This is a genomic window from Pseudomonas sp. GLN_2 (assembly GCF_043106005.1).
Lineage (GTDB): Bacteria > Pseudomonadota > Gammaproteobacteria > Pseudomonadales > Pseudomonadaceae > Aquipseudomonas > Aquipseudomonas alloputida.
The window spans coordinates 22,351-37,660 of sequence record NZ_JBICMC010000084.1 but is presented as its reverse complement, the minus strand read 5'-3'; the positions used below and the strand labels follow the sequence as shown (position 1 = coordinate 37,660).

6 protein-coding genes are annotated in these 15,310 nt (G+C 59.3%); 1 reads left to right on the top strand and 5 read right to left on the bottom strand.

The genetic code is table 11. The annotated features are described in order from the left end of the window. Positions 1 to 91 precede the first annotated feature (91 nt). The 5 genes from ACF8Q6_RS20310 to ACF8Q6_RS20290 are packed head-to-tail and all read right to left on the bottom strand — an operon-like array spanning position 92 to position 10,184. On the bottom strand, positions 92 to 571 hold the full coding sequence (locus ACF8Q6_RS20310) for a hypothetical protein (RefSeq protein ID WP_392493740.1): 480 nt from the start codon (positions 569 to 571) through the stop codon (positions 92 to 94). Beyond that, entirely contained in the window at positions 568 to 3,456 is a 2,889-nt protein-coding gene (locus tag ACF8Q6_RS20305) for a hypothetical protein (protein WP_392493741.1), read from the bottom strand. The genes ACF8Q6_RS20310 and ACF8Q6_RS20305 overlap by 4 nt, the downstream gene beginning before the upstream one ends. Positions 3,457 to 3,460: 4 nt before the next feature. Further along, positions 3,461 to 5,815 (bottom strand): hypothetical protein, encoded by a 2,355-nt coding sequence (locus ACF8Q6_RS20300; protein WP_392493742.1) that lies wholly within the window; start codon positions 5,813 to 5,815, stop codon positions 3,461 to 3,463. Positions 5,816 to 5,874: 59 nt separating this feature from the next. Next, positions 5,875 to 8,340, bottom strand: coding sequence for a hypothetical protein (locus ACF8Q6_RS20295; RefSeq protein ID WP_392493743.1), 2,466 nt, complete (start codon positions 8,338 to 8,340; stop codon positions 5,875 to 5,877). Positions 8,341 to 8,378: 38 nt separating this feature from the next. Further along, positions 8,379 to 10,184: a hypothetical protein gene (locus ACF8Q6_RS20290; RefSeq protein WP_392493744.1), complete on the bottom strand. Its 1,806-nt coding sequence runs from the start codon at positions 10,182 to 10,184 to the stop codon at positions 8,379 to 8,381. A gap of 196 nt (positions 10,185 to 10,380) precedes the next feature. Here ACF8Q6_RS20290 and ACF8Q6_RS20285 point away from each other — a divergent pair, with 196 nt between their 5' ends. Then, complete coding sequence (locus ACF8Q6_RS20285; RefSeq protein WP_392499372.1) at positions 10,381 to 15,279, top strand: RHS repeat-associated core domain-containing protein; 4,899 nt, start codon at positions 10,381 to 10,383, stop codon at positions 15,277 to 15,279. The last annotated feature ends 31 nt before the right edge of the window (positions 15,280 to 15,310 follow it).

Sequence of the window (15,310 nt, the reverse complement as noted above, 5' to 3'; positions counted from 1 at the left end):
CGCTTTCAACATAGGAAGAAAAGTTAAAAGCGTTGGAATGCACTGAAGTGGATGTGCTCATTACCTAGCTCCATCAAAGAATCAGGACTATTTAAGGAGAGGGCGTACCAAGCTGCACACAAGATAGCTTGCCTTTAATATTGCCATGATCATAGTGATGTTTCACAAGCTCCAATCCCGGCGCCACGATGTCGCCCTCGAGATGCCCATCAAGTTCTGGGATACTCAGCCAACCCGTGGTGGTCGGCTGCTTTATTGCTTTAACGATAAACACCCAGTCATCTTGTGCTCCGCAGTCTTCCTCGGAGTTAAATTTTACCCCTGACGTTGAGGGTATATTATTGAATTTGAAGAAGGTAATCGTATCATTCTTACAGTTGGTGTCCGCCATTTTGAAGTTTTTAACTTCACCCGGCTTCACCGAGATCGTACACTGCCTGCCACCGGGCAGTCCTGAGGGTTCGATAAGCTCGGCGAGCTGAATCGTGCCTGCACTACTTGGCGCAGGCGCTGCCTGACCCACGCCGACAAATATACCGCTCAAAAGTGCCACCATGCAATAACGGTTCATACGCGTTCTCCTTCATGGTAATTGCTCAGACGGATAATCGAAGTCTCTCTGCCCGTCGGTCGCGAGGGAACCGTGTGGACCAGAATATTACGATCACCGATGGTGTCAGGGGACAGATAATCGATCTGGACAATATGCAAATTGCCTTGAGCATCGCGCAACTGCACACGCAATGGCTTACTGAGCTTATTAAGTACAGACGGATTAATGGTCGCACTGTAATATGGCAAGTCCCGTCGACGGAAATTAACAATTGCCAAAAGACCGGGCTCGTATACCGAGCTCACTTCACGACCGACACCATTGATCAATGGTGTCGAGTCAGGATCAAAGGAAACAAACTCCGGCATTGGCTTTTTGTACTCCTGAAAAACATACCCTGTATAACTGCGGTAGAACTCAGAAGAATAAGAACTTTCCCAGCGCACCATCGAGGTATTCACATCCCTGTCGTTATCACTTTCCTTGGCCTTGACGAATTCGGCGGTATAGAAGGTCCCGTGGTTGTAGCTCAACATCCAGTAATCGTCGGTCTCCGGGTGCAGGTCGAAATCTTCGTGCTCCGGGTGTGTCCCTTCGCTAGTGCCGCCCCCCGCCACTCGCCTGCGAACTAACGTGTAGTCTGTGGATTTGTAGGCGTCCGGCGTGTGTACCCTGACCTCGATCTCGGCATTCTGATGACGGGTGTCGTTCGAGTAGAACCATCGCCCGGTCCTTGCCTGGAAACCGGCGTAAAAAACTTCCGACGTAGAGGTTCCGCGGCGGTGCAAGAACATCTGCAGGCGGATGGTTCGGTCCTCCGCACCTCGTGGCGCTGCGGGCTGCGGCCCCTGCCCTTCAGTCGCCATGAGACTTTCATTGGCGCGGATGAAATCGTTCGGCTTCAGGTTTGTGCGCCAGACATTGCCAGAGCCCGAGTCAATCCCATCCCCGCACAGAAAAGGAATCTTCATCCCCGACCTGTCGAACAGCGCGATGGAGGCTATCTCGTCCAGACTCAGTTTGTAGTCCTGGCCATTCGCCTGCATGGTTTCGACGGTGACCTCGAGTTCCAGTTGCTGGTAACCATTGGAACCCACAGTGCCGATCACACCGTCAGGGCTCTTGCCGACCGTGAGGGCAAAGCGCTGCAGATCCACCCAGCCGCTGATGGCTTTGACCGCGGTCTCTTTCACCACGCTGTAGCCCGCCGCGAACACGACACCGTTGCGCACCACTTCACAGGTCACTACGTTGGGTTGCGAAACAGCAAGCTCAGAAGCCCGGAAATCGCCCGATGGCGAGACGCTGCCCGGCCCTGCCAGCATCCGCCAACGCCGCGCTTCGTTGGGCATGATACGGTTCACCTCGCTCAGCTGGGTGGCCTCACCGTGGCCGAGCCTGGGTACGAAAGGTGGGTCAACCGAAACCAGTGGCTGGTTGTTCACCAGGACAAGCGCGTTGTAGCCCTTTGCCGTTGAACCGGCCTGCAATCGTTGCACGCCCAGAATCCGCCGGCCGGCTTGCTGATCAGGCACAAAGCGCGAGCGCCCATTGCCCAGGCTGGCTATCTGGCCCAGCGGCTGCCCGAGCATTTCAAAGCTGACGTTGCCTTTACCTGCATTCCACAGGTCGATACCGTTCGCACTCTCTTGCGGGCGATAGGCGCCGAAGGCAGGCATCGCCAGCACTGGCTCGGAAATCACCAGCGCGCGGGCGGCGGCATGGTAAGTCTCCTCACCCTGCTTGTATTCAGCTTTGATGATGAATGTCTGCACTTCTTGCCCGATCACTTCCGGTGACGGGGCCGTGAAAAGGCCATTTCCATCGATCGAACCATGCCCTGCGTCATCATGGCTTTGCGGGTTGATCACCGACCAGGCGCTGGCAGTGATCAGCTGATCCTTGCCGTCGTACAACCGGAACTGCTGCGTCTTGCCGGCCGTCACCACGGTGCCCATGGTCGGTTTCACCGTCAGTTGCGTGCGCAACGGGTCGATATTGCCGAACATGACGCGGTCCAGCGGCGTACTGTCCACTTTCTTGACAAAGGCATTGAGCTCAGGGAACAGCAGTCGGGCAAGCAGCTCCAGGCCGTCGTCGGAGGCATGGCCAAGCATGTCCTTGTTCAGCACCAGCGTCGCCGAGTAATCGCCGTCGGGCAACAGATACGGGTAGCTTGTACCTGGCGGCTGACCATCAAGCAGGCTATCGCGCAGACGGATGAACACCAGCACTGCGCCATCGCCGTAGTTGACGGCATCGCGTACTCGCGCACCAGGTGCCGCCTGGGTGCGCAGGATGAAGCCTGTAGGTGTCAGCGGGCCATAACCGGAAAAGTCCACGGTGCCCAGCTCGAACCTGGCGCAACGGCCAGGCATCTCGCCCATCCAGGCTTGCAGTGCGTCGATCAGTTGCTGAGCGAGGTCGGGTTTATCCTCGAACAGGTTGCTGGTGAACCGCCCCCCCTTGGCTAGGTTGAGCGCAACGAGGCCGTACGGGTGAACCTCACCGCGCACGGTCTCAAGGTCGACCTCCATCTGCAGCCAGTACCCCGACGCCTCGTTGATCTCGACGCTGCTGACCAACTTGCCACTGTTGTTCACCGTACCTTTGATGATGTTCATGGTCAGGGTTGCTTTGGCATCGCTCGTCGACGCATTGCTGAACGACAGCAAGGGCGTACCGAACTCCAGCGCCTCAACGCTCACGGCCTCCTTCACCCCCACGCCTGCGAACGTGTGACTGAAAGGCGGGAGGTAGCGGTTTTCCTTGAAGCGCGTCAGGTATTGCTGCTCCAGCAAGCGGTTGAGCCGGTCACGGCTATAGACAGCAACCGCCCCCCAGCCTAGCGTCACTGAGCCCTTTTTCATGAGCTCGAGCAGTTCTTGCAGTGAATTGGACATGGTCTCAGCCTCCAATGGATGGTGATGCGGCCACACGCTGGCCTGTCGGGCTGGCAGCGCGCCGTGCGGCGTCGAAGTGCAAGGAAAGGGGCAGCGGCAGAATGAGGTGGCCTTCGAGGATGAAGACAGAACCTGGAATCGCCCATTTGGCGGTAATCAGCGCGAAACGCGCATCGGCGTCGGCAGCTGCAGGGGAATAGCGGCCAGTGGCCTCATCGATCTCGCCAGTCCCTGCAATTGGCAATGCCCACTGGGTGTCTGGCTGGCCTACCCCATCGAACATACCTGTCAACTGCAGGTCGCCATCGGGCAACTGCTTGACGTCGATCACCAGTTCAGGCCGCCGTTGGCGTACCAGCACATAGATTGAACGCGACTCGCTGGTCTCCCGGTTCTGTACCCTGACCTGATCGAGCACGTAGGCCACGTTGGCATCCACCTTACTGCCTGCGGTATAGGTGCAACGCCTGCCATCGCCCTCAGCGACGACCGAGCCCCGTCCTTCTTCGCCATCATCGACCACAGACCAGTCGAGGTCTCCGGTCTGCGCACCCGCCGTGAGGGTCAGTGTGTCGTCGAAGTAGCAGACCCGGATCAGTGGATTGACCGTCAATGTCGCGGGCGCCACAGAGGCCATGCTGATGGCCTGCTTGCTATTACCCGGGTCGGTGGCGATGATCCGGACCCGCACGGGCTTCCCCGCCATGGCGTGCGCAGGCGGTGCCCGGTATTCACCGCTGGCGGGGTCGATGCGCCCCAGATCACCGACAGTGCCTGGCAAAGCCTCCAGGGACCATGTCAGCCCTTCACGCGGCGGTTCAACGCTGAACGTATGCCGCTGCCCGGGTGCCAGCGTCACGGGGCGATCGACGATGCGCATGCCGGCCGTGCCGTAGCCGCTGGCGAACACGGCCATTCCATCGGGTAACTGGAAGTCGAACGGTACAAGGCGCTTGCCATCTGCCAGCGACAGACCGGCCATCACCTGTTCCGGGATCATCGCCGTCAACTCCCTGGCCAGCCCTTCAAGTACCGCCTGCTTGACCAGGAAGGCGACAAACGCATAAATCTCCTCTCGCAGGTCCGATGGCGTGTCGGTGGGCAGGCCACTGACTTCCGTCACTTCGGCCGCCTGCCACGGCCACAAAACCTGCCCTAGCAACATACAGCCAGCGCTTTCCTCAGGTGATGCAGGTGCATTCAGGGTGAACACCGTTTGCAGGTCGAACTGGAACGTTGCGGTTCGGCTGTACAGGGGACCTGTTGGCTTGGGCTTGTAGGTGAAGGTCAGCGTGCAATGGGACTTCCAGTGCTGGCGGACCTCATCGTGTTCGAAGGTGACACTCAGAAGGGGCTGAAAATCCGCCAGGGCAGCCCGCGCCTGATCGCTGGCCGGGGCCCCTGCGTCCACGGCAATTTTGAAACCCTCGCAGGCAAACTGATACTTGTCGCTCTCGTAAGTGCTGGGGTACACCTCCAACAGGCCGGCCGTGGCATCCAGCCGCTGCAAATTATTGTCCTCATCGAACCGGGCATCGAACGCGCCACCCTCGAGCATCTGCGCCAGGCCCGTGGCGTACGCAGCACGGTGCAGGAAGCGCGACGTCAGCAACAGTGCGCTGTCGACCGGTTGCGCAAGATCATCGGGGAGCAGGAACGGGTAATCGGACTGCTCACCGGGCAGGTTGCCCACAGAGCCATTGTTGATACCCGCGAATATCACCAGTGCGGACTTGCCGTCGGCTTTGCTGACGTGGGTGCGTACTTCACTGTGCCGAACCGCCAGGTAGGGGTTGCAAGACAGCGCCTTGAAGTCCGCCAAGGGATAGACCTGCCGGGCGCTGCCCAACCCGCTGAGCACCTCCTTGAAGAATCGCCCGGCGGCCTGCCGCTGTGGCAAACCACCGCCCAGGTCCAGCTCGGTGTCCGTGCCTTCACGCAGGTCGGCGCTCACGCCCTGGGCATCGGCGCTCAGTGGCACTGTCTGAGTGACCGGCAACGGGTCGAGGAGGTCATGAACCGACAGGCTGAGCAACCCGTCGGTCTTGTCCATGACCAGATGGCTGCCGCCTTCCAATGCCAGGCTTTGCCGGACCTTGGGCGACGTGTAGTTCGCTTGCATATCCACCAGTGCGGGCGGCCCCATGCGGTAGCCCGTCAGAATGTGGGTGACATCGGAATCGGGCATGGCGATCTCACCTTCGATATCGCCCAAGGCACTGTCTGGTTGGCTGCAATGTGCCAACGCGAGCAGGTCGTTGATGGCCTCGGGACGCGTGGCGAACGTCAGGTCCCAGTTCAGGTGCTTGTGGTTATGCTTCATCCAGGTCGTGATGACCGAGAGGTAATTGGTAGGCATGATGTGGCCCCGCTCAACTGGAGTGCTGAAAGGTATGGGTTTAGGTGAACGCCGGTTGACTACCTGCGCGTTGCCCGTTGCGCTGCCTGCTCAAGGGCCTGATAGGCTTGGCTGTGCTGCCCCAGCGGCAGCGGCAGCACGATGAACCCCTCGAGCGTGATGGGTAAGTCGGGGGAGAGCCTCCAGACCGCACCAACCACGCAGAAATGTGCGGGGCTCGCGGCGTCGGCCTGGTAGTAAGGCTTGCCGTCTTCATCGATATCGATCTGCCCCGGGCCATGCACCACCGTCAACTGGTCGACACCTGACGCCTCGCTGAAATGGATCGACAGCCACACCCTGGCGTGTTGTTCATCGCGCTTGTCCACCACCACATCAGAGGGACGTTTCAGGGTCATCTGGGTAACGATGCACAGCGTCCGGTGCTCATCGGTCAAGCTGTTACGGACCTCGACTTCTTCGACGATGAATGACTTGTCGGGCAGGTTCTCGCCGGGGATATAGCGATTGGCCGTGCCCGATTCCTGCGCCAGCCTGCCATGGGGTGAAGCGCCGAGGATGCGCCATTGCAGCGGTCCTTCAGCGACACTGTCCGCCTTGAGGCTGACGCCCTCATCGCCCACCTGGCAGACCGACAGCAATGGGCTGACCTGCAGCGCGTTCTTGACCACGGTGAGCAGGGCCGAACTGGCAACGCTTGAGCCTGGAACAGTGGCAGTGACACGCACCCGGGTAAATTCACCTTCGATGCCCGTGGCCCCGGGCGCCAGATACAGGCCATGGGTGTCTTGGTCGAAATGGCCCGGGTCATCCGAGGAGCCCTCTACCGACTCGGCCGACCAGGTTACGTTGGCTTGCGCCGGGACGGTGGCAAGCTGCAACGTGCTGCCGTGGGTCACGATTTTTTCCAGGGGATTGACGGCGAACGTGGTCAGCTGTGGAGCGACGCTGCCAAAACAGGCAATGTCGCGGGGCATGTGCCGCTCGCCTGCGAGTATCGCGCCACCAAAGTTCAGCTTGATGGTCTTATCGATCAATTCCTCCATGTACAGGTCTGAACGAAGGTCCTTGGCGAGTGCGGCTCTTGCCGCGGCAAGGGGGCCGCGATCGGTTCTCAGCGAGACAAATGAAACATTCGGCGCTGCAACTCCCCACAGTACATGAAAAAGGCTCAACGCCCTGATCTGATCTTCGTAGGGGTCCCCTTCAAATTTATACGAACTGTTCTCTTTGGGGTATATTTTGTGCTTATACTCTTCAAGTTTCAACGTAGCGCCTTGCAGGTCTTGTATCTGCCAACTGGCTGTTATTTCCACATTGATTTCAGCATGCCAGAGCCCCACGCACGCGTGCCCCCACGTCCAGGACTGCGGGGTGGCGACGATTTCTTCATAGCGGGTAAAATCCGCAGTGGCTGTATGAACGGTCACCAGTTCCATGGACACACGCTCCCCTGACACACGAAACTTCAGCACATCCTTGAGCGGCAGCTCATCGGTAATTAAATCGATGTACGCCCGGCAATCAACACTACCGCGCAAGTTTTGCTCATGGTAAGGCTCAACATGACTTGCTGTCTCTGAGGGTATTACACCTGCAATGGCAGTCGCTGTCAGATCACCGTTTTCTGCACGTTCAAATTTAAATTCAACATTCGTGAAAAACTCCAATGGCAGTTTGCTTAACACGGTAGCCAACGCAACCCAGGCCTTATCAAGCAGTACCGTCGCCGAGTAATCACCGTTGTCATCGGGAATCAAGTAACGGTATTCCGGGCCAGGCATATTCTGCGGCCCGTTACTGGGCCCCATGGCGACCAGCCCCACGAGCGCACCGTCCACGTCAGCGGCGTCATCGCTCTCCATCGGGGCCAGGGCGACCGAGGGGTTACGCTGAGTACGCAGGATGAACGACTCGGGCCGCATCAGGTCATTTTCGCCATGTTCGATGCTGCCGAATGACCAGACACGTTGATGGTCCGGCAACCCGCGGAACAGCTCCTTGAAGAAGTCCCCCCCCAGCTCGCGAACGCGCCTGGAATCCGAGAAGGTCACCACAAAGTCATCACTGTTGTGCAAGTCCAGCGTCAATGCGCCGTTGTCAGCGACATAGCCAGGCACGTCGGACAGTTCCAGACGCAGGCGCAGCTCTGGCCCGACCAGTGGTTCTATCCGATCGATCCGCTGTGGGTACCAATGGGCCCCCACCTGCTTCAGCCCTACCTGGTTGCCGCCGAGTATTTTCATACGCAGGCTGGCACGCGAACCGGTGATATCGGCATTATCGAATGACAACCGCGGGTGATCCAGAACAAAGTTCTGCATATAAACCTTGTAACCATTGTCCGGCGCCGTCTCACCGCTGATAGGGTCAAGGTAAGCGCTGGTCTTGAAGCGCCGTATATATTCCTGGGTCAACAAAGTGTCCGCCTTGTCCTTCTGCATAGCGAAAATCGTATTCCACCCCAACATCCGGTAGTCAGACTGCAACCACTCCAGCAAATCCTGTTTCGAATTGCTCGACATAAATCACCTCACATTTACACACACGCAGGCGCGTCTGTTTAAGGAACCAGCTTAAGATCAACGATTGGAAATGCCCGCCAGGTTTCGCCGTCATCGAAACTTGCAGATACGGTCAACCTGAAATCTTTGCGCAATTCCAGGTTTTCAAGAAATTGTTTGGGCAGGTAGGCTTCAATAACGCCATCCGAATATTCGTCGTATGTCACCGCCTCGGTGGGGGGACGCAGAATATGCGTGACATCCTGGCCAGATATCGAACGGCCTAGCGCCTCGATACCCAGCAATTGCCCTTCTGCCATAAATGTCCAAAAAGGCAGCGTGCACAAAGCGCCATTCACTGGAACTTCGTGCAGTTTCAATTCCCGGTTCTCGGCACCTTTGACCTGAATTATCGGGTAGCTGCGCTGATCGAAATCGCTTACCCGCAGCTCGAACTTTTCTGATGTGCGTGGCGTTTCGCCGGCGCGGGTGACGGTGTAGTACACCCACAGACGTCTACCCAGATTGGCGGCCATGGCCGACCGCGGCACCGTGAACAGGAGTGTGTCACCTGACGGCGGCCGGGGAACGATGGCTGCCCCCGTGCTGCCGTGCCCTTCCCAATGCAGGTTGACGGTCGGCGCAGGCTCCGCGCCATCACCCAGCTCGGCCTCTGCCGGGATGCGCACTTCGGCGCCACACTCCAGCCTGCTTGGATGGACCACGCCCTGGTACGACGCGTCACCGTCTTCCTGCGTGGCGTCCGGGATTATCGGTAACGGCAGGTAAAGCTTGCGCTGCAAGACCAGATCCAGCACTTGGGAGCGCCTCTGCACGCCCTGACGCGAAAACTCATAGCTGAACGCGAACCGCTTGCCGCGGTTGACCTCGCTCTGCAGCCACTCCCGCTCCAGGTGGAAGGTCAAGCGTTTGCTGTCCACCGAACTCGCATCCACACGCAGGCTGCGCAGCGTCACCTCCGGCCCTACGGCATAGAGCACCAGCGAATCGCCCAATTCCAGCTCCGGATAGGGGTCCACCTCCACCAGAAGGCCTGCGCGATAGGTTTCGTCATCAGGATCTAGCGCGCCATCCGTCGCCCCGGGGATACGTGGCGCCGCCAGCAAAGGTGCCGGCGGTGGGTCGCCGGCGGCGGGCGAAACGATGTCGAAGCGCTGCACTGGCGACCGGCTGCTGGTGCCATCGGCGAATTCGATGCGATAGTGCAAAAAGGCGAACCCGCCGATATACATGAAGACCACGCCGATATCCAGGTGCCACAGCAGTGGTCGGCCAGGATCAGACGCCTGCACTTCCAGTACTTGCTCGAACGGCACACCTGGCAAGGACTCGTTGAGCCAGGGCTCCCAACTCAGGAAAACCTTGTCATCTTTGGCCATGGCGGCATAGGGCGCTGTTGCCAGCAATATGCCTTCGGGATTGAGCAGGTTGACGTCGATCACCCCCTCATGGGCATCTTGAAAGTGGGCAACCGGCAAAGCCCATATGCCTTCAGCGGGCCGGTCAACGAAGAAGAAACGACGCTTGGACTCAGGCCCCACAGGATTGCCGGCGTTGTCCAGACGCGTGAACGAATAGAACACCTGGCCACCGCGCAAGGCAGTGACGAGTGCGTTATCGATCAGGATCTCCCCGCGGCCGGCATCCAGGCTCAATACTTCGCGTTCGCCAAAGAGGTCCTCGGCACTGTTGTCGGCCTTGCACCCCCGCCAGTTGATATATACCAGGTCGTGCTCGGCAATGCCGGGATAGCTAATCCAAGTCGTCAGATCAGCACTGCCAAGCGCGTCCAGGTCGACAGAGTTCATACGTTCATTAAGGTGTGAAACGTCTGGCATGTCCATGTATGAATATCTCCGCCTTGCACATGTCCGATTCGAGAGTTGGCATAGATATAACACCGCACCGGAACCTGAACACCTGGCAAAACTGATAGGTGTCAACACACGAAACTTCCACTACTGTCGACACGTATTCGGCACGCGCAGCCCCTGTCTTACAGCGCCCGCCCCCCTGACAAGCAGAGTGAGAACGTTCATTATGAGTACGGAATCTTCACTGCATTCCAACGCCCTTAACTTCATGAGTTTCATGGAGAGCGGTGTCGATAGCCGCACCGGACAATACACACTGTCCATCAAACTTCCCGAGTTGGGCGCCAATTACTTCTCCGGCCCCGAGCTTGAACTCAGCCTGAACTTCAACCCGCTCAATATGATTGATTCGGGTTGGGGGCGGGGATGGAACCTGTCACTGACGCAGTTCGCACCGCTTACACAGGTCATCACCACATACAGCGGTGAATCATTCAAAGTGACCGGTAGTTCGGGTTCACGCTTGCAAATGCAGGAGCAACGGCTGGCGCACTTTCACTTGTACCGCGAGCCTGCCGGGCCAGGCGGCAACGCGCGCTATCGCGTGGTGCACCGTTCAGGCCTGGTGGAGATCCTCGAAGAAATGGGCAGCGCGAACGGGCGTATCGCCCTGCCGGTGGAGATCTACGCGGCCACGGGGCACAGGATCGACCTCGAGTACCAACCGTTCAACTCGTCTTACATGATGCTCTACTCGATCAGCGACGAGCGTAAGGAGATCCTGCTGCAAATCGAACGCGACGATGGCCGCATCGAATTGCGCGAGCGCCCTTATCAGGGCGACAACGGCCAGCCCGTTGCCCTTTATGCGATGAACCTGATCAATACTGACTGGGTCGCATCAATCGTGCTGCCAACCCGTGAGCTGGCCAGCTGGCGCCTGGATTACGCCCTGGTGAACGGGTTGTTGTGCGTGAGCAAGATCGAGCCCCCGACCGGTGCCCGTGAATATCTCTACTACCAGGACCGTGGCCATCTGTTCCCCGGTGACGCCCGGCCCCCCCTGCCGCGCGTGACCCGGCACGTCATCGAACCGGGCGGTGGCCAACCTGCGTTCCAGCGAACCTATACCTACCCGGGCTCGAACAACTTTCTGGGTTACGGCGCCGGGATCGGTTGGTCTGACAACGGGCTGGACAACCTGTACGAGTCGAAACGGTACGACTTTGAGTATCAAACGGTCGAAACCTTGCGCGACGAGGACGGAACGGCACTGCGCGACATCACCCGCACCTTCAACCGCTTCCATCTGCTGACCTCGACCAGAACCGTGCAGAACAACTGCGTACATGAAGTCACCATGCAGTACAACATCAAGGACGTCCCCTTCAATCAACAGGTGTCGACCCTGCAAATGCCGATCAGGGAGCAGACACGCTGGTCGCTGGCGGACAACATCACGCGCAGCCGACTTGAAACCGTCGAAACCACCTACGATACATCGGGCAACATCATCTGGCGCAAACTCGCCAACGGCGTGACCGAGACCCAAGAGTGGTATGGCACGCAAGCGGAAGATGGCTACCCCGGTGATGCCAATGGTTTCGTTCGTCACCTGAAGAGCAAAACCACCACCCCGGCGAGCAGCGGCCGGGGGCAAGCCCCTGTTCTCACTCAGCACTACCGCTACAAGGCGCTGGCGCCACTGGCAGGCAACGCCATCACCCTCAACCCCATGATTGTCGAGCACAGTGAGACCCTGACGCATGCGCACGATCCGGCGCCCCCCCTGGAAGAGAAAATTTACTATTACCTCGACGCGCCCAAGTCCAGCCTGCGGCATGGCCGCCGCTATCAGGAGGTGGTGAAACGCAACAAGCTGGAAACCACCACCCAGTACCAGTTCAATTCACTGCTAGACCCTCTGGGCGGCCATCAGGTACTGGAAACCCGCAAGACCCTCTTTGGTTACGACGGCGCGCAACGATCCACCGTTCAACGGCGCTCGCTGCTGCATGGCGAGAAGCTCTACGAACTCAACGAGAACGGGGTTCACACACAATGGGCGTACGACGCCCTGCGCCGGGTCACCGAGGAAAGGGTTTCGCCAGAGACACCGTTCGAGGCCAAAAAACGCTACGACTACCAACTCTGTGCCAGCGATGCCGACATTGCCCGCGCCCGAGTCACCAACGCTCGCGGCATCACCACCGAAACCGAGCTGGACGGCCTCGGACGGCCGACCCGGGAGAGCCGTGACAACGTGCTCGAGGCGAGGCCGGGCGCTTTCTACGAAATCCTGGCCATCCAGTACGATGCCTACGGCAACCGGGTGAAGGAAAGCGTTACCGACTGGCTGGAAGCCCAGCAGTACCTGCACCTGGTAACAAAAACGCGGTACGACGACTGGGGTGAGCAATGCTGCACCATCGGCCCGGACGACGTGGAGCAGCACAACGTACTGGACCCGATCGGCGACGCCAATCACCAGGGCGCCATTCGCTACAGCTGGCGCGAAGCCGGGAAAGTGAGATCACGGTCCCAGGTGCAGAACCGCAACGGCAGGAACATCCGATTCACCCACCAGGCACGGGCCATCAGCGGCAAGACCGAGACCTGGCTCAACCTGTTCAACAAGCCGGTGCTGCGCAAGCGCCTGGATGCGTTGGGGGAGCTGATTGGCGAACGCCGCTACAGCTATGACGGCCTCGGACGCACGCTCACCGAAACGGATGAGCGCAACCACACCACTGCATTCAGCTACGACGCCTGGGGCCGGATGCTCACGACCGAGCAACCGAATAAAACCCTGCTCACCCGCACCTACGCCGAACATTCTGCCGAAGACCTGCCGACCCGCCTGGTGGTGACCCCGGCGAATGTGCAGTTGCCCGCCCGCCAGATCGGCGCGCAGTACTTCGACGGCCTGGACCGCCTGATAGGGACCACCACCGGTGACCGGACGGAGTACTTCCTGTTCCGCGACGGTGAATCGATACCGCGCCAACGCATCAACCCCGCTGGCGAGACCATCGAGCTGGACTACAACCTGCAGCTGACCAATGAGCCGATCAGCAACACCGCGCCCGAGGACCACGCCAGCTTCGCCTACGACCCTGTCAGCGCCCGATTGCTGAGCGACGACAACCGGCAATGCGCGCGGCGCTTCGAATACAACAAAGCCAACCAGCTGACCGCCGAACACTGGGAGGACAAGCGCGACGGCAAGACCTGGAGCCGCATTCATAGCAGCACCTTGCAGGATCGTCTGAAGAACACCCACGAACCCTACGGTGAAGACACCACCCACGAGTACAACACCAAGGGCCGCCTGATCTCAACCCTTCAGGGGCAGCTGCAGGCCGAGTTCCTATACGATGATCTGGGCCGTATCAAATTCATCACAAGCCATGACCGAGCCAGCGCACAGGCCCTGGAAACCGAGATTGAGTACGACGACCAGGACCGTGAAGTCAAACGCACCTGGCGTCAGCCCGGGCAGCCAGAACGTACACAGGAAACCGTCTGGGACAAGGATGACCTCCTGCTCAGCCGCACCCTGCAGGTCGGCGGAGTATCGCGACTGGTCGAAAAGTTCGGTTACGACAGCCATGCACGCCTGAACATGTACAACTGCACAGGGCCGGACCAACCTCGCGATGCGCTGGGCCGCAGCATCGCCATGCAGGTGTTCAACTTCGATGCCTACAACAACATCGAGTTGACCGTCACTTCCTTCACAGGTGGGCCGGCCGCTGAACGCGCCACGTTCATTCATGCCGAACGCGACCCCTGCCAGCTGCAGCGTATCGAGTACACACCGCCGCGCACCGAGCCCAATCCTGAGTTCAGCTACGATGCCAATGGCAACCTGACCCGAGACGAGCAAGCCCGGCCGATTCGCTACGACAGCCAGAACCGGTTGCTGGGCCTTAACGACAGCGGCGCCCCGGACACCTATGGCTATGACGCAGGCGGCTTGCTGGTCAGCAGGCCCGAGGCCGGCGAGCGCACGCTGCTGCTGCATGACGGCCAGCGTTTGCGCATGGCCGTGCGTGACAGCCTGCAAACCCTGTACCTGCATCATGACGAGCAGGCGCTGGGCCAGCAGCAGAAAGGCACTGGTGCGCAATCGCCCCTGCTGCTGCACACCAGTGCCAGCCACAGCGTGATCGCCGAGAGCCAGGCCGGCAGCACGCGCGCCGTCCGTTATACCGCCTATGGCGAGCGGCACGCCGACGATCCACTGCTCGGCACCCTGGGCTACAACGGCGAAGCGCTCGATCCCGACAGCGGCTGGTATCTGCTCGGTAGTGGCTACCGCGCCTACAACCCGGTGCTGATGCGCTTTCACAGCCCCGACGCACTCAGCCCCTTCGGCGCGGGGGGGCTGAACTACTACGGCTATTGCCAAGGCAACCCGATAACCTTCCGCGACCCGACCGGGCATTACAGCATCGGCTATAGCGGGCAGAGCCGATCGCTGGCAGACCTGAAGAGCTACAGCCTCTGGCAAGGCAGGGCCTTGGGTGCGATCGGCTGGATCGGGATGGGCCTGGGCATACTCTTCGCCGCCATTGGCACAGTGGCCGCCGTCGTGATAACGGGGGGCGTAGCTGCGCCGGCAATGGCGGCTGCCTGGTCAGCCGCCGGTGGCGGCATCAGTGGCACGGGTGCGGCACTTTCGGCAGGCGTCGGGGCGATTGCCAGCGTATCGCTCGCCACCGGCATCAAGTTGGCGGCCACGGTGGCTACAGCTACGTTGTCAGTCAGCGGTACGACGCTACAAACGGAAGGGATACTTTCGGGGCATGAAACGCGGAACAATATTGGGACACTCCTGAATTACTCGGCAGCTATCTTTGGGCTTGCGGTGGGCGCATTGCAGTTGCTTTCAAGAATAACAAATATTGCAGTCCGCACTGGCAGTTATGCCGTCACATCGATCACCGACGACCCTTTGATTAACAGCGGGAAAACCCTTTACGACATAAAAATGGCAAGGCAAATCCCCCACCCCAAAGCCCCCCTCTCAGCCTTAAAAACCAAGCATTTCTTCCCGATAGCCGAGGATATTCCAGTCGGCCATAAAATATATTTACCGTATGCAGAAATCAGACGCTAAATAACAAACCGAAACACAAACCCCGTCACTG